The sequence below is a fragment of the Sulfurisoma sediminicola genome (assembly GCF_003865015.1).
GTDB lineage: Bacteria > Pseudomonadota > Gammaproteobacteria > Burkholderiales > Rhodocyclaceae > Sulfurisoma > Sulfurisoma sediminicola.
Genome location: NZ_BHVV01000001.1, coordinates 212308 through 233574 on the forward strand (window position 1 = coordinate 212308; position 21267 = coordinate 233574).

Annotated in this window: 19 protein-coding genes; 9 read left to right on the forward strand and 10 right to left on the reverse strand. The window is 68.4% G+C overall.

Translation table 11 applies throughout. The annotated features are described in order from the left end of the window. Window positions 1–3 precede the first annotated feature (3 nt). The 9 genes from EJE94_RS01020 to EJE94_RS01060 all read left to right on the forward strand — a co-directional run bounded on the left by EJE94_RS01020 (window position 4) and on the right by EJE94_RS01060 (window position 9778). Entirely contained in the window at window positions 4–2037 is a 2034-nt protein-coding gene (locus EJE94_RS01020) for a ferrous iron transporter B (RefSeq protein WP_243642486.1), read from the forward strand. A 9-nt stretch (window positions 2038–2046) separates the two neighbouring features. Then, a complete protein-coding gene (locus EJE94_RS01025) occupies window positions 2047–3252 on the forward strand; it encodes an iron-containing alcohol dehydrogenase (protein ID WP_121239638.1) in 1206 nt (401 codons plus the stop codon). 2 nt (window positions 3253–3254) lie between these two features. Continuing rightward, a complete protein-coding gene (locus EJE94_RS01030; RefSeq protein WP_207855628.1) occupies window positions 3255–4331 on the forward strand; it encodes a carboxysome shell carbonic anhydrase domain-containg protein in 1077 nt (358 codons plus the stop codon). A 39-nt stretch (window positions 4332–4370) separates the two neighbouring features. Beyond that, the gene (locus tag EJE94_RS01035; protein ID WP_121239639.1) at window positions 4371–5033 is read left to right on the forward strand and encodes a response regulator; all 663 of its coding nucleotides are present in this window, start codon (window positions 4371–4373) and stop codon (window positions 5031–5033) included. Beyond that, window positions 5030–6361, forward strand: a complete 1332-nt coding sequence (locus tag EJE94_RS01040; protein ID WP_121239640.1) for an ATP-binding protein — start codon at window positions 5030–5032, stop codon at window positions 6359–6361. Before EJE94_RS01035 ends, EJE94_RS01040 begins: the two co-directional genes overlap by 4 nt. An 85-nt stretch (window positions 6362–6446) precedes the next feature. Further along, window positions 6447–7880, forward strand: a complete 1434-nt coding sequence (locus EJE94_RS01045; RefSeq protein WP_121239641.1) for a DegQ family serine endoprotease — start codon at window positions 6447–6449, stop codon at window positions 7878–7880. Window positions 7881–7891: 11 nt separating this feature from the next. Beyond that, the gene (locus EJE94_RS01050) at window positions 7892–8227 is read left to right on the forward strand and encodes a hypothetical protein (RefSeq protein ID WP_121239642.1); all 336 of its coding nucleotides are present in this window, start codon (window positions 7892–7894) and stop codon (window positions 8225–8227) included. 11 nt (window positions 8228–8238) lie between these two features. Next, window positions 8239–9072, forward strand: a complete 834-nt coding sequence (locus tag EJE94_RS01055) for a tetratricopeptide repeat protein (RefSeq protein ID WP_121239643.1) — start codon at window positions 8239–8241, stop codon at window positions 9070–9072. Window positions 9073–9103: 31 nt separating this feature from the next. Continuing rightward, the gene (locus EJE94_RS01060; protein ID WP_121240520.1) at window positions 9104–9778 is read left to right on the forward strand and encodes a DUF599 domain-containing protein; all 675 of its coding nucleotides are present in this window, start codon (window positions 9104–9106) and stop codon (window positions 9776–9778) included. Here the strand turns inward: EJE94_RS01060 and EJE94_RS01065 are convergent. The 10 genes from EJE94_RS01065 to EJE94_RS01110 form a co-directional block, all read right to left on the reverse strand. Continuing rightward, on the reverse strand, window positions 9772–10173 hold the full coding sequence (locus EJE94_RS01065) for an OmpA family protein (RefSeq protein ID WP_124962379.1): 402 nt from the start codon (window positions 10171–10173) through the stop codon (window positions 9772–9774). The genes EJE94_RS01060 and EJE94_RS01065 overlap by 7 nt on opposite strands. Continuing rightward, a complete protein-coding gene (gene pal, locus EJE94_RS01070; RefSeq protein WP_243642488.1) occupies window positions 10170–10679 on the reverse strand; it encodes a peptidoglycan-associated lipoprotein Pal in 510 nt (169 codons plus the stop codon). The genes EJE94_RS01065 and pal overlap by 4 nt, the downstream gene beginning before the upstream one ends. Window positions 10680–10813: 134 nt before the next feature. Then, window positions 10814–11425: an OmpA family protein gene (locus EJE94_RS01075; protein ID WP_121239646.1), complete on the reverse strand. Its 612-nt coding sequence runs from the start codon at window positions 11423–11425 to the stop codon at window positions 10814–10816. A gap of 76 nt (window positions 11426–11501) precedes the next feature. Further along, a complete protein-coding gene (locus EJE94_RS01080) occupies window positions 11502–12017 on the reverse strand; it encodes an NADH-quinone oxidoreductase subunit B family protein (RefSeq protein ID WP_121239647.1) in 516 nt (171 codons plus the stop codon). Continuing rightward, entirely contained in the window at window positions 12014–13588 is a 1575-nt protein-coding gene (locus tag EJE94_RS01085) for a hydrogenase large subunit (RefSeq protein ID WP_121239648.1), read from the reverse strand. Before EJE94_RS01085 ends, EJE94_RS01080 begins: the two co-directional genes overlap by 4 nt. Window positions 13589–13590: 2 nt before the next feature. After that, window positions 13591–15042: a hydrogenase 4 subunit F gene (locus EJE94_RS01090; protein WP_121239649.1), complete on the reverse strand. Its 1452-nt coding sequence runs from the start codon at window positions 15040–15042 to the stop codon at window positions 13591–13593. Window positions 15043–15215: 173 nt separating this feature from the next. After that, window positions 15216–15884 carry a formate hydrogenlyase gene (locus EJE94_RS01095; protein WP_121239650.1) on the reverse strand — a complete coding sequence of 223 codons (669 nt, stop codon included), beginning with the start codon at window positions 15882–15884 and terminating at the stop codon, window positions 15216–15218. Continuing rightward, the gene (locus EJE94_RS01100) at window positions 15881–16837 is read right to left on the reverse strand and encodes a respiratory chain complex I subunit 1 family protein (RefSeq protein WP_121239651.1); all 957 of its coding nucleotides are present in this window, start codon (window positions 16835–16837) and stop codon (window positions 15881–15883) included. Before EJE94_RS01100 ends, EJE94_RS01095 begins: the two co-directional genes overlap by 4 nt. Next, entirely contained in the window at window positions 16834–18843 is a 2010-nt protein-coding gene (hyfB, locus tag EJE94_RS01105) for a hydrogenase 4 subunit B (protein ID WP_121239652.1), read from the reverse strand. The genes EJE94_RS01100 and hyfB overlap by 4 nt, the downstream gene beginning before the upstream one ends. Before the next feature lie 104 nt (window positions 18844–18947). Continuing rightward, entirely contained in the window at window positions 18948–21068 is a 2121-nt protein-coding gene (locus EJE94_RS01110) for a SulP family inorganic anion transporter (protein ID WP_121239653.1), read from the reverse strand. Window positions 21069–21267: the final 199 nt, after the last annotated feature.

Below are 21267 nucleotides of genomic sequence, written 5' to 3' on the forward strand. Positions count from 1 at the left end.
CGCGTGGACGCGACCGTCACCCTCAAGCAGCCGCTGCTGCGCGGCGCGCGCCGCCCGCGCGTGGCGCTGGTCGGCCGCGCCCGCACCGGCAAGAGCACCATATTCCGGGCCGCTTCCGCCGTCGCCGTGCGCCAGGAGCGCCTCGCCGGCGATGTGTCGACCTACGAGGAGTGCGTGGTCGAACTCGGCCTCGAGCAGATCTCGCTGGTGGCCCTGCCGCCGCTCGACTCGCTGCACCGGCTCTCCGAAGGCGACCGCGCGGTGCTCAAGTACCTGCTGTGGGGCGATCGCTGGCCGACCGTCGCGCGCCACGAGCCGGAGCAGCCGACGACCTCGTTCGACGCGCCCGACGTGCTGATCCAGGTCATCGACGCCACCGCGCTGGAGCAGGATCTCGAACTGACGCTGGCGCTCACGCTGCTCGGCCGGCCGCTGGTGGTGGCGCTGAACCGCATGGACGAGGCGCGCGACAAGGGCCTGTTCATCAACGTCCGCGCGCTTGCCGAGCGTCTCGGCGTGCCGGTGGTGCCGACGGTGGCGCACATGGGCAAGGGCGTGGCCCAGCTCTTCGCCGCCGCGCTGGAGGCGGCGCGCGACGAAGTCTGCCCGCTGCCGCAGCCCGAGAGCCCGCACATCGCGGCGGCGCTGGAGCGGCTCGAGGCGGTCGCCGCCGAGCACCGGGTGTGCGAAGCCTTCCGCGTGCCGCGCGAGCTGCTGGTGACCCAGCTCGCCGAGAACGACGACTGGTTCCTGCGCGAAATGGAGGCGCACTTCCCCGATCTGGCGCCGCAGGTGCTGGCGGCGCGCGAAGCCGCCGCGCGGCTTTTGCCGCGCACGCTCTCCGACGAACTCCACGCCGACCGCCACCACCGCGCGGCGCTGCTGTTCGAGGCCGTGACCACGCTGGCCGGGCCGGGCGAGGAAGGCTGGAAGGGCTGGCTCGACGCGCTGTTCCTGCATCCGCGCTGGGGCCTCGTCGGCGGCCTGGCGATCTTCGGCGCGGTGCTGTTCGTCGTCTTCGAACTCGCCGCCGTGCTCGACGCCCATACCTCGGCGCGGCTCGCCGCCTGGGTGCAGGCCTGGCAGCCGCAGACCACGACCGGCGTCGTCGGCCGCGCCGTCGCCGACGGGCTGGTCGGACTGGTCGGCATCGTCGTGCCCTACATGCTGCCGCTGGTGTTGCTGCTGGTGGCGCTCGAGCACTCGGGCATCATGCACCGCGTCGCCTTCGTCGTGGACCGCGGCTTCCACCGCATCGGCCTGCATGGCGCGGCCGCCCTGCCCTTCCTCATCGGCATGGGCTGCAACGTGCCGGCGATCTCGGCCGCCAACGCCGCCGCCTCCGGTCGCGATCGCGTACTGGCCTCGCTGCTGATCGCCTTCGTGCCCTGCTCGGCGCGTTCGGCCATCATCCTCGCGCTCGGCGGCAAATACCTCGGCGCGCCGGCCGTGCTCGCGCTGTTCCTGCTGGTGCCGCTGGTGATCGCGCTGCTCGGCCGCGTGCTGGCCAAGCGCTACTCGGACGCCGCGCCCGGCATGATCCTCGACATCCCGCCCTATGCCTGGCCGACCTGGCACGGACTGCTGCGCGACTCGTGGGAGCGCACCTCGGACATCGTCACCATCGTCACGCCGCTGCTGGTGATCGGCAGCGTGGTGCTGGCGCTGCTGTCGCACTTCGGCTTCGATGCCGTCATCAACATGCTGCTGACGCCGGTCACCGGCTGGTGGCTCGGCCTGCCCGTCGTGCTCGGCGTGCCCATCCTCTTCGGCGTGCTGCGCAAGGAGCTGTCGCTGCTGATGGTGGCGCAGGCGCTGGGTACGGCCGAGATCGGCACCGTCCTCGACGCGACGCAGATCTTCACTTTCCTCGTCTTCCTCACCTTCTACGTGCCCTGCGTGTCGACCTTCGCCGTGATGCTGAAGGTCCTCGGCCGGCGCGAGGCCTTCTTCTCGGTGGCGTTGTCGATCGGCGTCGCCCTGCTGCTGGCGGGGGCGTCGCGGCTGCTGCTATCCTTGGCGACGCTGGCCGGCTGACGCCATCACATGACATCCCCGATTCCCGCGTTTTCCATCGCGCCTTTTGCCATCACGCGTGTGCCGCGCATCGAGTTCGGCAGGGGCGCCGTCGCCCGGGTGCCGGAAATCGCGGCGCACTACGGCAAGTCGCTGCTGCTGGTCACCGGCCGGCACGCCTTCGTCGAGTCGCCCGCCGGCGAGCGGCTGTTCGCTGCGCTCAAGGCGCGCGGCCTGACCTGGCAGCACCTGCGCGTCGGCGGCGAGCCCTCGCCGCAATTCGTCGATGCGGCCGTCGCCGCCCACCGCGGTGCGAACATCGACGTGGTCGTCGGCATCGGCGGCGGCAGCGCGCTCGACGCGGCCAAGGCCATCGCCGGCCTGCTGCGCCCGGGGAACTCGGTGATGGACCACCTCGAGGGCGTCGGTCCCGAGCTGCCCTACGGCGGCCCGGCCACGCCCTTCATCGCCGTGCCCACCACCGCCGGCACCGGCTCCGAGGCGACCAAGAACTCCGTGCTCTCGGTGCAGGGTGTGGACGGCTTCAAGAAGTCCTTCCGCGACGATGCGCTGGTGGCCGAGTGGGCGGTGGTCGATCCCGACCTGCTCGCCAGCTGCCCACCGGAACTGATCGCCGCCGACGGCATGGACGCCTTCACCCAGCTGCTCGAATCCTTCGTCTCGACCCGCGCCAACCCGATGACCGACGCGCTGGCGCGCTCGGGCATCATGGCCGTCAAGGATGCGCTGCTGTCGCTGTACCACGAGCAGTCGGCGGCGGCGCGCGACAGGATGGCCTATGCCTCGCTGCTGTCCGGCATCTGCCTGGCCCAGGCCGGCCTCGGTTCGGTGCATGGCCTGGCCGCGCCGCTTGGCGCCTTCTTCCCGATTCCGCACGGCGTGGTCTGCGGCACGCTGGCGGCGACCGCCACGGCCGTGAACATCGCCGCGATGGACGCGCGCGAGCCCGACAACCCCGCGCTGCCCAAGTACGCCGAGATCGGCCGCCGCTTCGCCATGCAGAAGGGGCTCAACGGCCGCGACGCGCGCGACTACCTCGTCACGACGCTGCGGCAATGGGACGAGCAGCTGAAGCTGCCGCGACTGTCGGCTTACCGCATCGGAGCCGCCGACTTTCCGCGCATCGTCGCCAACTCCCGCGGCAGCAGCATGAAGACCAATCCGATCGTCCTTACGGACACCGAAATCACGCAAATCCTGGAGGCTCGTCTCTGATCATGGACATCCACGGCAAACCGATACAGCAGCGCATCGACTGGCTATTCGACCTGGCGGACCGCCACGGCGCCAATTTCCGCAGTCCCGAGGCTTGGCTGGCGCGCGAGCGCTACCTCGCCGAGCACCCGACCGCCATCGCGGTGCTCAAGTGCATGGACGGCCGCATCAACATCCCCATCGCCACCAACACGCCGACCGGCATCCTGATGCCCTTCCGCAACCTCGGCGGCATGTTCGACCTCGGCTGGCCCCACCTCGGCGAGGTGCTGGCGCACCACGTGCAGCGCATGGTCAGCAGCGGCCGCCGCGTGCTGTTCTTCATCACCTACCACTACTCGAAGGGCGACCCGCAACGCGGTTGCGCCGGCTTCAACTACAACACCGATGCCGCCATCGCCCATACCTACGAGATCCGCAGCCAGGTCGAACACATCTTCGGCGCGGCCCACGGCACCGTCTATCCGCTGGTCTGCGGCTTCGAGACCGACGAGGATGCGCTGATCATCCACGGCACCAACGGCGAGAAACTCGATCTGGCGACATTGACCTCGGCCGACCGCGCGACGATGGAGCTCAGGCTCGCCGCCCTGCTGCCCGACATGCCGGCACAGATGCGCGCCGACCTGCTGCCGCTGCTGCAGGGCAACCTCGATCACATCGAGACCATCCGCGCCCAGATGCGCCGCGCCGAGCGCGCACTCGACATCGAACACCGCGAATGGATGATCTGCCTCGGCCGCGGCTTCGACTTCCTGCACACGCCGAACATCGCCCTGATCATCGGCCCCTACAGTCCGAACCTGGACGAACCGATCCGCACCGCCGCCGGCATCATCCGCGCCAACATGGCGGCCGGCCGGGTGCCCGACGACGGCTTCCTGCTGCTGGCATCGGTGCCCTACGACGAGATCGGCGTCGACCGCGCCCGGGCGGAACTCAAGAGCCGCTTCCTGTCGAAGTTCGCCGCCGAGGTGATCAGCGCCGACTTTCCCGAACTCGCCGGCAAGATGGCGGTGCACACCGCCGTTCTCGACTGGCGCTCGCGCACGCTCGAGGACATCGGCGGCCACGATTAAGCCGGGCTTAAGTTCCGCCGCGGCAGAGTACGGACGGCCATGCGACTGCTGCTCATCGAAGACGACCCCATGATCGGGGCGGGTGTCCAGACCGGACTCCGCCAGGCCGGCTACGCCGTCGACTGGGCGCGCGACGGCGAGGCGGCGACGCTGGCGCTGGCCACCCAGGCCTACGCCCTGCTGCTGCTCGACCTCGGCCTGCCGCGCAAGGACGGGCTGACGTTCCTGGCCGAACTGCGGCGGCGCGGCAATGCGGCGCCGGTGCTGGTGATCACCGCGCGCGACGCCGTGGCCGACCGCGTGCGCGGCCTCGATGCCGGCGCCGACGACTACCTGGTCAAGCCCTTCGACCTCGACGAACTGCTCGCCCGCGTCCGCGCCCTGCTGCGGCGGCAGGCCGGCCGTGCCGAGCCGGAGCTGCGCGTCGGCGGCCTGCGCCTCGACCCGGTGACGCACGAGGTCTGGCTCGACGATGCCGCGATCGCCCTCTCGGCGCGCGAATATTCGCTGCTGCTGACGCTGCTGGAGCAGCCGGGCAAGCCCTTCTCCCGCGCCGAACTCGAGGAGCGGCTCTACGGCTGGGGCGAGGAAATCGAGAGCAACGCCGTCGAGGTCTACATCCACGCGCTGCGGCGCAAGCTCGGGCCGCAGTGGATCCGCAACCTGCGCGGCGTCGGCTACCTGGTGCCGCGCCAGCTATGAGCTCGATCCGCCGCCAGCTGATCGTCGCGCTGCTGGCGGCCGTCGCCCTGACGCTGCTGCTCGCCACCATCGGCACCTATCGCGTCGCCCGCCAGGAAGTGGACGCGCTGTTCGACTACCACCTGCGGCAGCTGGCGCTGTCGCTGCGCGACCAGGCCTTCTCCAGCGCGCACAACCCGCTCGATTCGAGCGACCTCGACAACGACTTCGACTTCGTCATCCAGGTGTGGACGCGGGACGGCACCCGCCTCTACTTCTCGCACCCCCATGCCAGCCTGCCCGACCGCGCGCAGCTGGGCTTCGCCACGATAGCCACGGCCGAAGGCCGTTGGCGCATCTTCGCCGTCGCCCTGCGCGACCAGATCGTCCAGGTGTCCCAGCCGCTGGCCGCGCGCGAGCGGCTCGCCGCCGCCGCCGCGGCGCGCACGCTGCTGCCTTCCCTCGTGCTGCTGCCGCTGCTCGCCGCCATCCTCTGGTGGCTGGTCGGGCGCAGTCTGGCGCCGCTTGACCGCATCGCGCTCTCGGTGCGCCGCCGCTCCCCCGCCGCGCTCGATCCGCTGTCGACGGCCAGGGTGCCGGAGGAAACACGGCCTTTGGTCGATGCACTCAATGACCTGCTGGTCCGCCTCAAGTCAGCGCTCGAGGCACAGCGCGCGTTCGTCGCGGATGCCGCGCACGAGCTGCGCACGCCGCTCACCGCACTGCAGCTGCAGGCCCAGCTCGCCGAGCGCGCGGCCACGCCGGCGGAACGCGAGGCGGCACTGACGGAACTGCGCCACGGCCTGCAGCGTGCCACCCATGTCGTGCAGCAACTGCTCACGCTGGCGCGGCAGGATCCCGACGCCGCGCCCGATCGCCCCCCGGGTCCGGTGCGGCTGGCCGAACTCGCCGCCCAGGTCGCCGCCGACCACGCGACGCTGGCCGAACATCGCGGCATCGATCTCGGCGTCGGCGAAGCTGATGCCATGATCGCCGTCAGCGGCGATTTCTCGGCGCTGCGCACCCTGGTCGCCAACCTCGTCGACAACGCCGTGCGCTACACGCCGAGCGGCGGCCGCGTCGATCTCGCCGTCGGCAGCGACGGCGGTGCGCCGTGGCTCGAAGTCGCCGACAGCGGCCCGGGCATTCCCGCCGAGGACAGGGAGCGCGTCTTCGACCGCTTCTTCCGCCGCCAGGACACGAGCGAGCCCGGCAGCGGTCTCGGCCTGGCCATCGTCCAGACCATCGCGGCGCGCCACGGCGCCCGCATCGTGCTCGGCGAGGCCGCGCTGGGCGGGCTGGCGGCGCGCGTCGTCTTCCCGGCCGCACCCGCCGCGCCATCCGCTTAAGTCACGTTTAAGTCTCCTCCGCCTATCGTCTCCGGCATGGCGATCGCGGCCTCGCGACGTCGCTTCCCGACAGGAGGACCCCACCATGACGAGCTCGTTCAGGCGCATCGCGATCGCGGCGATCGCCGTCGCGGCCATCGGCGTCGCCTACTTCAACCGCGGCGACATCCCGCTGGCGTCCGCACACGCCACGGCGGCGCCGGCGAGCATCTCGCCCCCGCCGGCGCCGCACGCAGGCCTGCCCGACTTCAGCGACATCGTCGCACGCTACGGCCCGGCCGTGGTGAACGTCAGCACCAGCGGTACGGTGAAAGCCCGCCTGGCCGAAGGAGCCGACGATCCCTTCGCCGAGTTGCTGCGCCGCTTCGGCATGGCGCCGCCCGCCGGCGAATACCGCAGCCGCGGCCTCGGCTCCGGCTTCATCGTCGGCGCCGACGGGCTGGTGCTGACCAACGCCCATGTCGTCGCCGACGCCGGCGAGATCGTGGTACGACTCACCGACAAGCGCGAATTCGCCGCGCGGCTGCTCGGTTTGGACAAGGCGACCGACGTCGCCGTGCTGAAGATCGATGCCCGCGACCTGCCGACGGTGCGCACCGGCAACGCCGCGGCGACGCGCGTCGGCGAATGGGTGCTGGCCATCGGCTCGCCCTTCGGCTTCGACAGCACCGCGACGGCCGGCATCGTTTCGGCGAAGTCGCGTTCGCTGCCCGACGATGCTTACGTGCCTTTCATCCAGTCCGACGTCGCGGTTAACCCCGGCAACTCCGGCGGCCCGCTGTTCAACGCCAACGGCGAGGTGATCGGCATCAACTCGCAGATCTACAGCCGCTCGGGCGGCTACCAGGGCCTGTCCTTCGCCATTCCGATCGACGTCGCCCTCAAGGTCAAGGACCAGATCGTCGCCCACGGCCACGTCAGCCGCGGCCGCCTCGGCGTCACCATCCAGGAACTGAGCCCCGCCCTCGCCGACAGCTTCGGCCTGGCCCGCCCCGCCGGCGCGCTGGTCAGCTCGGTCGAAAAGGGCAGCGCCGCCGAGCGTGCCGGCATCGCGGCCGGCGACGTGATCCAGAAGTTCGATGGCCACGACATCGCCGCCGCCGCCGACCTGCCGCCGCACATCGCCGGCCTCAAGCCCGGCACCACCGCCGCGGTCGAGGTTTGGCGCAGGGGCCGCGTTCACCGCATCGACGTCGCCGTCGGCGCCGTCGCCGAGGCGGCGCCGGCAGACACCGGCGGCGACAGGGGCGACAAGCTCGGTCTCGCCGTGCGGCCGCTGACGCGCGACGAACGCCGGCAGGCCGGCCTGCCCGGCGGCCTGGTGGTCGAGGACGTCGCCGGCAGCGGTGCCAGCGCCCGCGCCGGCATCGAGCCCGGCGACGTCATCATCGCCGTCAATGGCACGCCGGTCGCGGCCGTCGACCAGCTGCGCGCGCAGCTCGAGCGCGGCGGCAAGCGCATCGCGCTGCTGGTCCAGCGCGGCGACAACCGCCTGTTCCTGCCGATCGACCTGTCCTGAGCGACCGCACCATGAGCACGCCCGAAGACGACGGATGGCGCCCGCGCGCGACGGCAGCCAGCCTGTCCTCCCACATTCTGCCGACATCGGCGACCATGGTCGGCGTCTGCATGACGGTGCTGTCGCTGGGCCGCCTCAGCCACGACGGGCGTCTCGGCATGTTCATCGACAAGGTGCTGGCCGCCGACGCCGTCGTCTTCCTGATCAGCGCGGTGCTGTCTTTCCTCTCCATCCGCATCCGCCACGAGGCCCGGCGCGCCGAGGACTGGGCCGAGGAACTGTTCCTGCTCGGCCTGGTGCTCAGCACACTCAGCGCCATCCTCATCGCCTTCACCATCGACTTCTAGGATTCCACGCCATGAAACATCGCCCGTTCCGCCTGCTGCTCGCGACCGCCGCCCTGCTCGGCATGGCGACGGCATACGCCATGAGCCCCGACGAGCTCGCCATGACGCGCAACGTCGCCGAGCGCGGCAACGCCTCGGCCCAGCTGCTGCTGGCGATCGCCTACCTCAACGGCGACGGCGGTCTGGCCCGGGACGCGCGGCTGGCAAGCCACTGGTTCGAGCAGGCTGCGCTGCAGGGCAACGGCTACGCCGAGGCGCGCCTCGCCGATCTCTACGAGGAAGGCCTGGGCGTCGAGCTCAACCTTCCGCTCGCCGCCGACTGGCGCGAGCGCGCCGCGCGCCGCGGCAACATCGACGCGCAGCTGAAGCTCGGCCGCATGTACCTGCAGGGCGTCGGCGTCGCGCAAGATCTCGCCCGGGCGCGCAACTGGCTGCAGCAGGCCGCCGAGGGCGGCGACAGCGAGGCGGCCTACCTGCTGTCGCATCTCTACAAGCACGGCCTCGGCGGGCCGCAGGACCGCACGGTGGCCAGCAACTGGCTGGCGCGCTCTGCGGAACAGGGCTACCTGGAATCGATCAAGCTGCTGCACGCGATCAAGAGCTTCGGCCGGCATTACGACAGGACGCTTTCGGGCGACGCCCTGAAGCACCTCGCGGCCGACGGCGATGCGGATGCGCAGTACCAGCTCGGACTACACTACGAGGCCGGCTCGGGCGGCGAACGCAGGGACGCCGCGCAGGCGGCCGCCTGGTTCCAGCGCGCGGCGAACCAGGGCAACGAGCAGGCCCGCCACGCGCTGATCAACCTCAAGTCCGGCAGCGAAGCCGCCAACATCAACCGTTGAATCGAAGGGAATTGCAGCTATGGAGGAAGCCATGACCTGGTTCCGCGAATTCGCCCCGGACCTCGCCGCCTTCGCCGCCAGCGCGGCCATGATCGGCCTCTACTACGCCTTTCTCTGGCTGCGGGTGCGCCGCAATCCGACCTACACCATCCACGGCGTCAACGAGATCGCCCGCAGCCTCTGGGTCGCCAATGTCATGAACAATCCGGCCAAGGACGTCATGGCGGTGCAGACGCTGCGCAACTTCATCATGGGCGCGAGCCTGATGGCGTCGACGGCGACGCTGCTCATCATCGGCACGCTGACGCTCTCCGGCCAGGCCGAGAACATCGCGCGCAGCTGGCACGCGCTCAACGTCGTCGGCTCCCATGCCGCCGAGCTGTGGATCATCAAGGTGCTGGCGCTGCTGCTGGATTTCATCATCGCCTTCTTCGCCTTCGCCATGGCGGTGCGGCTGGTGAACCACGTCGTCTTCATGCTCAACGTGCCGCAGCACGATGCGCACCACAGCCTGTCGCCGCACAACGTCGCGCGGCGCCTGAATCGCGCCGGCAACCTGTTCGCCATCGGCATGCGCGCCTTCTTCTTCGCCGTACCGCTGGTGTTCTGGCTGTTCGGGCCGGCCTTCCTCATCGTGGCCACGGCCGGACTGGTCGTGACGCTCTACCACCTCGACCGCAGCCTGCCGGCGGAGCAGGCTCAGTAGCCGATCTTCTCGATCCGGATTTCGATGCGCGGGTCGGGCCGGATGCCGCGTTCGGCCGCTTCCTCGCCGTGGTTGATGCAGCGGATGTGCTGGATGGGCACGCCCTTCAGGGCCAGCTCGCGCTCGAGCGCGTCGAGGCGGCGCTGCCCGAGCGCGAGATTGAGCTCGCGGCTGCCGTGATCGTCGGTATGGGCCTCGAGGCTGACCCAGTTGCCCGATGCCGCCAGCGTCCTGGCGACAAGCGGCTCGATGAGCGGCTGCGGATCCTCGCGCGGAACTTCGCTATCGCGCTCGAACGTCAACACCGCGGCCGGGGCCGGCCGCGCCGCCGGCGCGGCGAGGCCGCTCCCGGCCAGGCAGCAAAGGCAGGCCGCGATGACCAGCCGGCGCATCACGGCCTCGCCGCAGCGTCGACCTGGAGGTCGGCGCGGCGATTGAGTTCCCAGCATCGCTCTTCGTGGCAGGCCGCCTGCGGCCGTTCCTCGCCATAGCTGATCGCCTCGATCTGGCGATCGGCAACGCCGCGCAGGCTCAGCGCCCGGCGGACCGCCTCGGCGCGCTTCTGCCCCAGCGCCAGGTTGTATTCGCGGCTGCCGCGCTCGTCCGCATTGCCTTCGATGGTCGCCCGTTGCCGAGGCGCATGCATCAGGTAGTCGGCATGGGCCGCCAGCTCCTGCTGGTACCGCTCGGCGACAACCTGTCCGTCGAAGGGGAAGTAGATGCTCAGTCGTGCCGGCGGATTCGCGCTCCGCGCCGTGGCGGCTTCCCCTGCCGCCGCGGCCGGCGCGGGCTTGACGGCGGAATCGGCGCTCGCCGACGTGGCTGCGGGCGGCACGGAACTGCAGGCCGCAAGGAGGGTGATGGCCAGCAGCGGGCCGAGGTGATACGGCTTGGGGGTCACGGGTTCTCCTCTCGACGGGGTGCGACAACGCCCTGCCATCATCGACGGAGAATTCTTAAGCCGCGCTTAAGGGCCCGGCAAGCGCGCAGCGAAAAGGGCGCCGTGGCGCCCTTTTCGCTGCGGGAGAAACAAGCTTACTTCGAGAACGTGGCCTCGATCTCGACGCGACGGTCCGGCGCCAGGCAGGCGACGACCTTCTTGGTCTTCTTGCCCTTGCACTCGTCGGCCTTGGTCCGCGGCATGGTGCTGCCCTTGCCGACAGCGCTGATCTTGGCCTTGTCGACGCCCTTGGCGACAAGGTAGTCCTTCACCGCGTCGGCACGCTTCTGCGACAGCTTCTCGTTGTACTTGGCCGAGCCGAGGCGATCGGTGTGACCGGTGATGACGATCTTGTCGAGCTTCTTGTCCTTGAGGCGGGCGACGGCCTCGTCGAGACGGGCCTTGCCTTCGGGCTTGATGGTGGCCTTGTCGAAGTCGAACAGGCCGTCGCCGTGCACGACCATCGTCTCGACGGCCGGCGCCGCGGCGGCGGCGGGCGCGCTCTTGACCAGGCCCGGATCGCACTCGGCGATGGCCATGGCCGGTGTCCAGTAGCCGGTGCGCCAGCACTCGCCGAAGCCGCTCTTGACCACGGCGCCGCGGGTGTCGATGACATAGCCGGTGTTCTGTTGCGCAACGGCGGTTCCGATCGCGGCGCCGGCGAGGGCGAGAACGATCAACGAAGTGGTGACGGGTTTCTTTTGCATTCTTCTGGGCTCCCTGAGAACGTGAAAAAAGCTTGATTTGCGTCAAGGATTATTGCACATGCCGCGCCACGCGGGGTCACGGCGAGCGCTTGCTGACGGCGGCGAGGATGCCCTGCATCAACGCCAGCGGCGTCGGCGGGCAGCCGGGAATGCGCAGATCGACGCCGACGACGTTCGCGATCGCGCCGCAGCTGGCGTAGTTTTCCCCGAAGACGCCGCCGTCGCAGCCGCAGTCGCCGACCGCGACCACCAGCTTGGGATCGGGCGTGCAATCGTAGGCGATGCGCAGCGCGTTCTCCATGTTCTTGGTCACCGGACCGGTGACCAGCAGCATGTCGGCGTGGCGCGGGCTGGCGACGAACTTGATGCCGCGGCCCTCGAGGTTGTAGTAGGGATTGTTGAGGGCGTGGATTTCCAGCTCGCAGCCGTTGCACGAGCCGGCATCGACCTCGCGGATGGTCAGTGCGCGGCCGAGGATGCGCAGGATCTCGTCGTGCAGCCGGTCGATCTCGCGCTGCGGGCCGCCCTCGGCGAGCGCTACCGTCTCGGTGAGGATGCCGGTGCGGAAGATGTGCTTGAGCAGCGGAATCACAGATCGGCCCCACTGTAGGACAGGTTGAAGGACTTGTTGATCAGCGGGAAATCGGGAACGATGTCCTTCATCACCGCATGCTCCAGCGCCGGCCAGGCCTGCCACGAGGGATCGTGCGGATGCACGCGGGCCAGCTTGCCGTCGTCGCCGAACCGGACGGCGACCAGTACCTCGCCGCGCCAGCCTTCGACCACGCCGAGCCCGCTGCCCCCGGCGCGGGGCGCGATGGCGACGCGCAGCTCGCCCGACGGCATGCCGACGGCGATTTCGCGCAGCAGGCGCAACGACTCGGAGATTTCGCCGAAGCGCACGGCCACGCGGGCGGCGACGTCGCCGCGCTCGTCGGTGACCGGGCGCACGCCGAGCGCGGCCCAGGGCGGCGGCGGCGTGTAGTCGTGGCGATGGGCGCGGCCGTCGAGGATCATGCCGGTGGCGCGGGCGCCTATGCCGGTCAGCGAGAGCTCACGCGCCAGCGCGGCATCGATGGTGCCGGTGGTGACGAAGCGATCCTGCAGGCCGGCGTGCTCGTCGTAGAGCGTACGCAGCTTCTTCACCTCGCTGCCGATGACGGCGCACTGCTCGACGATCGCGGCGAGCGCGGCCGGCTCGACATTGACGGCGACGCCGCCGGGCACGATGCGATCCATCATGAAGCGGTGGCCGAACACCTCGGCGTTCAGGCGCAGCCAGTCTTCCTTGAGGCGCAGGAACTGGGTGAGGCCGAAGGCGAAGGCCGCGTCGTTGCCGAGCGCACCGAGGTCGCCGAGGTGGTTGGCGACGCGCTCGCGTTCCAGCATCAGCGCGCGCAGCAGCAGGGCGCGGGAAGACGCTTCGATGCCGCAGGCCGCCTCGACCGCGTCGGCATAGGCCCAAGCGTAGGCGCAGGTGGAATCGCCGGAAATGCGGCCGACCAGTCGCGCGCCGCGTTCGATGTCTGCGCCGATGAACAGCTTTTCGACACCCTTGTGCTGATAGCCGAGCCGCTGCTCGAGTCGCAGCACGCGCTCGCCGACGACCGAGAAGCGAAAATGGCCGGGCTCGATGATGCCGGCATGAATGGGGCCGACCGGGATCTCGTGGGCACCCTCGCCGCCGACCTGGACGAAGTCGTAGTCGCTGGGAAGATTCGGGAAGCCGACGCCCATCCCGACCTCATGCACGGCATCGTGGCGCAGCGGATACCAGTCGGCCGGCCAGGCGCCGTGGCGCAGCCAGGGGCGCTGGTCGCCGCCATCGGAGGCGATGCCGACCATGTCGCGGGTGGCGCGTTGCATGCGGTTGGCCGCCGGAAAGATGCCGGCAAGGTCGGGGTAGACCGGATCGTCCGCCGAAAGATCGAGGCTCAGCCAGGCATGGCCCCGGTTCAGGCCGAAGACGCAGTGCAGGCGATAGCCACCGCCGCGCTGTCGTTCGTCGCTGCCCCACATCGCGCACAGGCGCCCGGCGGCCAGGTGCGTGGCGGCGGCGAAGTCCTTGAGATCCTCGCCGCTCGGCGCGTTGCCGCGCCAGACCGGCGCGCCGACGCCGGGCTGCAGCGTGAAGTCGATGGGGAAGTCGTCGGCGAGGAACATGGCTAGCCCAGCATCCGCGCGGCCTCATGGAACCAGCGCGTAAGGTAAGGCGGAATGTAGACGCCGAGCATCAGCACGATGCCCAGATGCAGGAACACCGGCGTGATGGCGGGCGCGTGGGGCAGGCGCTTGGCTTCGGTCTCGCCGAACACCATGGGCTGCACCTTGCCGAAGATGGCGGCGAAGGCCACGCCCAGCGCCGTCAGCAGCACGGGCGTCGCCCACGGGTGATGCTTCATGGCGTGGGTGAGTATCATGAACTCGCTGGCGAAGACGCCGAAGGGCGGCATGCCGAGGATGGCCAGCGTGCCGAGCATCAGCCCCCAGCCGATCAGCGGGTTGATGCGGATGAGGCCGCGGATGTTCTCCATCAGTTGCGTGCCGGTCTTCTGCGTGGCGTGGCCGACGGCGAAGAAGATGGCCGACTTGGTCAGCGAGTGCATGGTCATGTGCAGCAGGCCGGCGAAGTTGGCCACGGCGCCGCCCATGCCGAAGGCGAAGGTGATGAGGCCCATGTGCTCGATGGACGAGTAGGCGAACATGCGCTTGACGTCCTTCTGCCGCGACAGGAAGAAGGCGGCCATCAGCAGCGTGGCAAGGCCGAAGCCCATCATCAGGTTGCCGGCGTAATCGCCGTGGATGGCGCCATCGGCGAGCACCTTGCAGCGCAGGATGGCGTAGAGGGCGACGTTGAGCAGCAGGCCGGAGAGCACCGCCGAGACCGGCGTCGGGCCTTCGGCGTGGGCGTCGGGCAGCCAGTTGTGCAGCGGCGCCAGGCCGACCTTGGTGCCGTAGCCGACCAGCAGGAAGATGAAGGACAGCGCCATGACGGTCGGCTCGAGTTCGCCCTTGACCTCGACCAGGTGGGTCCACAGCAGGGCGTTGCCGGTCTCGCCCAGCACGCGCTCGGCGGCGAAGTAGAGCAGGATGGTGCCGAACAGGGCCTGGGCGATGCCGACGCCGCAGAGGATGAAGTATTTCCACGCCGCCTCGAGGCTGGCCGAAGTGCGGTAGAGCGACACCAGCAGCACGGTGGTCAGCGTCGCCGCCTCCATCGCCACCCAGAGGATGCCGAGGTTGTTGGTGGTCAGCGCCATCAGCATGGTGAACATGAAGAGCTGGTACATGCTCTTGTAGAGGCGCAGGCGCGGAATGGTGAGGCGGCCGTGGGCGGCCTCGTTCTTCATGTAGGGGCCGGAGAAGATGCTGGTCGTCAACCCGACGAAGGCGGTCAGGGCGACGAAGAAGACGTTGAGCGAATCGATGAAGAACTGCTCGCCGAAGGCGAAGCGCGGGCCGTTGGCGACGATCTCCGCCGTCAGGCCGGCGGCGGCGAGGAAGGTGCCGAGGCTGGCGATGATGTTGAGGTTGGGCGCCCAGGCGCGCTCGCCGAACACCGTCAGCAGCGCACCGCTGACGAGGGGAATGGCGAGCATCAAGACGAAGAAATCCATGGATTTAACGTGAAATCCGCTTTTCAGCGCGCTTTGCAATTTTCGAGCGCAGCGAGCCAGTCAATAGCCGCCCCGTGAGGGGAGGATGGGAGGGGCGGGCCGATTTGCCAGCTTGGAGCCTATCGAAGTTACGATATTTCATGATTTAGGCTGGTTTATCGAAGCCATGAGCGTTAGTTGTCCTTCAGCCGTTCCATGTGACGGATGTCGAGGCTGTCGAACTGTTCGCGGATCTGGAAGAAGAACACGCCGAGGATGATGGCGCCGACCAGCACGTCGAGCGCGATGCCCAGTTCGACCACCATGGGCATGCCGTAGGTGGCGCTGGTAGCGGCGAGGAAGAGTCCGTTCTCCATGGCGAGGAAGCCGACCACCTGCGGAATCGCCTTGGTGCGCGTGATCATCATCAGGAAGGCCAGCATAACGACGGCGAGCGCAATGGCCAGGGTACCCCGGGTGATGGTGCTCGAAAGTTCGGAGATCGGGTGCGCGACATTGAAGGCGACGATGACGAGGCCGATGCCCACCAGCATGGTGGTCGGAATGTTGATCAGCGATTCGACGTCCCACTTGACCTGCAGGCGACGCACCAGCCGATGCAGGATCCAGGGCAGTAGCAGCGCCTTCAGCAGCAGCGTGAGCCCGGCAGACCAGTAGAGGTGGGTCTGTCCCGTGCTGACGGCCACCACCAGCGTCGACAGGCACAGCGCCAGACCCTGGTATGCGAACAGATTGATGAGCTGCATGACGCGCCGCTGCGCCAGCATGGCGAAAGCCAGCAGCAGGATCAGCGCCGCGAAAAGATTGATGAGCTGGGCCGAGAAGGAAATCGTGGCACTCATGCGCTGCCTTCCAGCATCAGGCGCACCAGCAGCCCGAGCACCGCCAGCATGAAGGCAGTACCGAGGAATTCAGGGGCGCGGAAGATGCGCAGCTTGGCGTTGATGGTTTCGATGCCCGCGAGCAGGAAGCCGCCGATGGCGAGTTTGAGCACCAGCATCGGGATCGCCAGCAACAGGCCGGAAAAGCGCTCACCCTCGGCGATGCCCCAGGGGAAGAACAGCGCCAGGCCGAGGCAGGAATAGGCGTAGAGCTTGAGGCTGGCGGCCCACTCGATCAGCGCCAGGTGGCGCCCCGAGTATTCGAGGATCATCGCCTCGTGGATCATGGTCAGCTCGAGATGGGTGGCCGGGTTGTCCACCGGCACGCGGGCGTTCTCGGCCAGCGATACCATGGTGAAGGCGATGCCGGCGAAGGCGAGGCTGGGGAAGACCAGGAATTCGCGGTGCGCCAGCGTCTCGACGATGGTCGTCACGGAGGTGGACTGGGCGATCATTGCGAGAGTGAAGATCACCATCAGCAGCGCCGGCTCGGCGAGGAAACCGACCAGCATTTCGCGCCGTCCGCCGAGCGTGCCGAACGAAGTGCCGACGTCCATCGCGGCCAGCGAAATGAATACGCGCGCCAGGCCGAAGACGCCGACCAGCGCCAGGGCATCGGCGGCCGGGGCGAGCGGCAGGTCGGTCGACAGGGCGGGAATGATGGCGCAGGCCAGCACCATGCAGCCGAAGACGACGAAGGGTGCGCTGCGGAACAGCGAAGAGGCGCCATGCGCCAGCACCACGTCCTTGTGGAACAGCTTGTGCAGCATGTAGTAGGGCTGCAGCAAGGGCGGCGCCGTACGGTTCTGGAACCAGGCGCGACACTGCCCCACCCAGCCGCTGAGCACCGGCGCCAGCAGCAGTGCCAGCGCGATCGCGAAAATCTGACCGATCAGGCCGGAAATGCTGATCATGGACGCGCCACCAACAGCAGTCCCAATAGCGTCAGGAAGCTGTAGAGCAGGTAGACGGCAATGCGGCCGCCTTGTACGGCGGTGACCAGGCCGGAGACGGCACTGACCAGCCGCGCCAGCGGCAGGTAGAGCCAGTACCAGAAATGGTCCTCGACCTTGACGCTGTAATAGGGCTTGCTGTCGCGGGCGGTCGGCAAATGCATCTCCAGGCGGAACATGACATCGAAGATGCGGCGGATCGGCTGGCTGAAGCCCTCGGCCGTGTCCTGCGCGCGCGGCCCCTGGAACCAGTAACCGCAGTCCCAGGCCGCGGTGCGGCGCACGCGGCCGTGGTAGAGGCGGCGTACCAGCCAGCGACCCAGCAGCAGCGTGGCGGCGATGGTGACGAGGAAGATCAGCGGCTCGTAGCTGGCCCGCTCGGGCGAAATCGGCGCCAGCATCCACCAGCCCTGTTCGTTCAGCTTGTCGGCGAGGCCCACGCCCAGAAGCTGGTGCGTGGCGGCGTCGATGCGCGAAATCACCGTCGACGGCAGAATGCCCAGCAGCAGGGTAAGGAGCGCCAGCCAGCTCAAGCCGACTTTCTCCCAGGTGCCGGCATCGTGTGCATCCTTGAGGGCCGGTTCGCGCATCTGACCAAGGAAGATGATGCCGAAGAACTTGACCATGGCGAAGCCGGCCAGAGCGGCGACGAGAGCGACCAGCGCCGCCGCCACCGGCACCACCATATTGAGCCAGGGATGCGGCAGGCCGGGAGAGAACAGGAAGCTTTGCAGCAGCAGCCATTCCGAAACGAAGCCCGACAGCGGCGGCAGCCCGGCGCTGGCGATCACCCCGGCCAGGGCAAGCCACGCCACCCAGGGCATGCGATGGATCAGCCCGCCGAGCTTGCCGAGGCTGCGTTCCTTGGTGGCGTGCAGCACCGAGCCGGTGCACAGGAACAGCAGGCTCTTGAAGCCGGCGTGGGCAAGGCAATGATAGAGCACGGCCGTCATGGCCAGAGCCGCCAGTGCCTCCATGCGATAAGCGTGGAAGATGAGCGTCAACCCGATGCCGACGACGATGAGGCCGATGTTCTCGATCGATGAATAGGCCAACAGCCGCTTCATGTCGTTCTGCACCGTGCTGTAGAGCACGCCGAACAGGGCCGTAACAAGGCCGACGGCCAGCGCCACCACGCCCCACCACCACAGGTCCGAGCCCAGCAGGTCGAAGCTCACGCGCAGCAAGCCGTAGATCGCGGTCTTCAGCATCACGCCGCTCATCATCGCCGACACCGGCGAGGGCGCGGCCGGGTGCGCCTCCGGCAGCCAGACGTGGATCGGCACCAGGCCGGCCTTGGCGCCGAAGCCGACCAACGCGAGCAGGTAGGCGGCCGAGGCCCAGAACGGCGACAGATGCTGGGCGCGCATGCCGGCGAAGGTGTAGTCGCCGCTGCCCGAGGTCATCACGCCGAAGGACAACAGAATCGCGATGGCACCGACGTGGGCGATCAGCAGATAGAGGAAACCGGCGCGGCGGATTTCCTCATGGCGATGGTCGGTGGTGACGAGCAGGAAGGACGACAGCGCCATGCTTTCCCACGCCACCATGAAGGCGTAGGCATCGTCGGCCAGCAGCACCAGCAGCATGCTGGCGAGGAAGACGTGGTATTCGAGGCCGAGCACTCCCGGCGCCGAACCCTGGCCTTGACGGAAGTAGCCGGCGGCATAGATCGAGATGCCGACGGACGTAAAGCCCAGCAGCATCGCAAAGACGGCGGTGAGATTATCGAGGCGCAGGTGGAAGGGGAGATCGGGCAAGCCGACGACGAGCACGGCGGTTTCCGGCGACTCGCCGAGGAAACCCAGCGCCACCAGACCGACCAGCATGCCGACGAGGGCACCGAGGGGAAACAGGGTCTTGGCGATGAAGCGCGTGTTGCCCGGCGCCACCAGCCCCGCCAAGCCGATCGCCAGCCAGGCACAGGCGGCAATCAGCAAGATATCGATGGGCAGGAGCGTCGACATGGGCGGCACGTTAGCGGACGGGCGATTCTAGCAGCGACCGCCGTGCCGGCGACAGCGGCACGTGACCCGGCTGCCCGCGGTGATCGATGCCCAACATCATGGGGTCATTTCCGGAGCAGTGTTGATGCGTGCTCCTTGCCGGCGGCCGATGCTGCAGCGTAGGCAGCTTCGATGGCGAGGTCCGCGCTGGGAAAGATATTGGGCTGTCCGACGTAGTCGAAAAGTCCGGTAGCGCGCATGACGTCGATCACCTGCTTCTTGAGGCCCGCGAACATCACCGTGATGCCGCCGGCGCGCAGGCGCTCGACCAGGTGGTGCACCACCTCCTCGCCCGAGGCGTCGAGTTCGTTGATGCCGTCGCCGACGACCAGCAGGTAGGCGACGTCCGGATTGTTGGCCACGGCCTCGAGGATGGCATCCTCGAAGTAGGAGACGTTGGCGAAGTAGAGCCGTCCGTCGAAGCGCACGGCGACGACCACGTGCGACTCGGGCAGCTGGTTGTGCTTGACGTCGCGCAGGGTGCCGTCCGGGTGACGGCCGAGGATGGCGACGCGTGGCGTCATGGTGCGGTAAAGATAGAGACCGATGGCGAGTCCGGCGCCGACCATGATGCCCTTGTCGAGATGGGGTGCAAACGCCAGCGTCGCGAAGAAGGTGACCACCGAGGCGATGCCGTCGTGCTTGTTGGCGTGCCAGGCATGCTTGATCGCGCCGAAATTGATGAGGCCGATCACCGCCATGATGATGACCGCGGCCAGTACTGCCTGGGGCAGGTGGTAGAGCAGCGGCGTCAGGAACAGCAGCGTCAGCAGCACGAATACGGCGGTGATGACCGAGGACATGCCGGTCCGGGCCCCGGCATTGGCGTTCACGGCCGAGCGAGAGAACGAGCCGGACACCGGGAAGGCCTGGGTCAGGCTGCCGATGAGGTTGGCGAGTCCCTGGCCGATCAGCTCCTGGTTGGGGTCGATCTTGTCCTTGGTCCTGGCGGCGATGGCCTTGGCGATGGAGATCGCCTCCATGAAGCCGACCAGCGAAATCACGATGGCGGCTGACAGCAGGCTGACAAAAGCGTCCAATGACAACTTGGGTAGGCCGACGGAAGGCAGGCCCTCGGGAATCTTGCCGACCACCTCGCCACCGCCGGTCAGCTTGAGATTGCCGCTGCCGGCCTTGGCGATGCGCCAGTGCCGCCCGTCCGACTGGCTGCCCGCCGGCACCTTGCCCTGGGCATAGAACATGGCCGCCTGGCCATCGGCGGCGGCCACCTGCTCGAAGACGAAGCTGCGCACCGCACGGTTGCGCTTGCGGTTTTCTTCCTCGCGATCCTTGAGCTGCAGCTTGAGCAGTTCGATCTCGTAGTTGAGCGTCGCCGCGTCGTGCGCCATCTCGCCGCCCGATTTGTGCAATTTCTTGAGCTCGATACTCTTGGCTACGACCTGCTCGGTGATCTCCTTGATGCGCGCCTCGGTACGCGCGAATTCGCCGAGCAGCGTCTGCGCCTCCGGCTCGGCGATCTGTTCCAGCGACGCCGTGGCGTTGCGCTCGAAACCAATCTGCCAGGAAACCACCGTGGTCAGGGCAACGGCGATCAGCACGCCCGGCAGCCTGGGCGCCTTCTTGCGGATCGCCCACATGATGGCGATGGCCGCCACGCCCATGGCCAGCGTCGGCAGGTGGGTGTCGCCGGCAAGCTTGAGCACGCCCCAGATATCGACGATGAAGGACTCGGAGCGGCCCATCGGCACGCCCATCAGCTTGTTGAACTGCGACAGGCCGATGATCATCGCCGCGGCGTTGGTGAAGCCGACGATGACCGGGTGCGAGAGGAAGTTCACTACGACGCCGAGCTTGAAGACGCCCAGCGTGAGCTGGAAGATGCCGACCAGCAGCGCCAGCATGATGGCCAGGGCGACGAACTGTTCCGAACCCGGCGCGGCGAGCGGCGCCAGCGAGGACGCCGTCAGCAGCGACGCGACCGCCACCGGCCCGGTACCGAGCTGATTTGACGATCCCCACAGCGCCGCCACCGCCACCGGCAGGAAGGCCGCGTAGAGGCCGTAGTAGGGCGGCAGGCCGGCCAGCTGGGCATAGGCCATCGACTGCGGCACCAGTACCAGCGCCACCGTAAGGCCGGCGAGGAAGTCGGCGCGCAGCGTCGCGCCACCGTAAGGCCACCAGCGCAGGAAGGGGAGAAACCGTTGCAGTCGGGGCGAGAGGGTCATGATCGGTCGATCCGGTTGCGCCCAGCGCCCCGGCTTGATGAGTCACTTGCGAGGCTTCCGATATTAGCAGTCCGATAGCCCACGTCACTAACAGGTTTTTTATTGCGGAATCAGGGGGACGAATCTCGCAACGCAACAAGCGGCATCGCCCGGAGCAGGGGGCCGGATATGGCAATCTGCTAATATTCGCGGCTTTCAT

Excerpts from the sequence above, each read along its gene's own strand:
- EJE94_RS01055 (WP_121239643.1), top strand. The coding sequence starts at position 8,239 with ATGAAACATCGCCCGTTCCGCCTGCTGCTCGCGACCGCCGCCCTGCTC.
- EJE94_RS01100 (WP_121239651.1), bottom strand. The coding sequence starts at position 16,837 with ATGATCAGCATTTCCGGCCTGATCGGTCAGATTTTCGCGATCGCGCTG.
- EJE94_RS01060 (WP_121240520.1), top strand. The coding sequence starts at position 9,104 with ATGACCTGGTTCCGCGAATTCGCCCCGGACCTCGCCGCCTTCGCCGCC.
- EJE94_RS01075 (WP_121239646.1), bottom strand. The coding sequence starts at position 11,425 with ATGCAAAAGAAACCCGTCACCACTTCGTTGATCGTTCTCGCCCTCGCC.
- EJE94_RS01090 (WP_121239649.1), bottom strand. The coding sequence starts at position 15,042 with ATGGATTTCTTCGTCTTGATGCTCGCCATTCCCCTCGTCAGCGGTGCG.
- EJE94_RS01095 (WP_121239650.1), bottom strand. The coding sequence starts at position 15,884 with ATGAGTGCCACGATTTCCTTCTCGGCCCAGCTCATCAATCTTTTCGCG.
- EJE94_RS01040 (WP_121239640.1), top strand. The coding sequence starts at position 5,030 with ATGAGCTCGATCCGCCGCCAGCTGATCGTCGCGCTGCTGGCGGCCGTC.
- EJE94_RS01085 (WP_121239648.1), bottom strand. The coding sequence starts at position 13,588 with ATGTTCCTCGCCGACGACTTCCCCATCGACTTCACGCTGCAGCCCGGC.
- EJE94_RS01025 (WP_121239638.1), top strand. The coding sequence starts at position 2,047 with ATGACATCCCCGATTCCCGCGTTTTCCATCGCGCCTTTTGCCATCACG.
- EJE94_RS01030 (WP_207855628.1), top strand. The coding sequence starts at position 3,255 with ATGGACATCCACGGCAAACCGATACAGCAGCGCATCGACTGGCTATTC.
- EJE94_RS01045 (WP_121239641.1), top strand. The coding sequence starts at position 6,447 with ATGACGAGCTCGTTCAGGCGCATCGCGATCGCGGCGATCGCCGTCGCG.
- EJE94_RS01110 (WP_121239653.1), bottom strand. The coding sequence starts at position 21,068 with ATGACCCTCTCGCCCCGACTGCAACGGTTTCTCCCCTTCCTGCGCTGG.
- hyfB (WP_121239652.1), bottom strand. The coding sequence starts at position 18,843 with ATGTCGACGCTCCTGCCCATCGATATCTTGCTGATTGCCGCCTGTGCC.
- EJE94_RS01050 (WP_121239642.1), top strand. The coding sequence starts at position 7,892 with ATGAGCACGCCCGAAGACGACGGATGGCGCCCGCGCGCGACGGCAGCC.
- EJE94_RS01035 (WP_121239639.1), top strand. The coding sequence starts at position 4,371 with ATGCGACTGCTGCTCATCGAAGACGACCCCATGATCGGGGCGGGTGTC.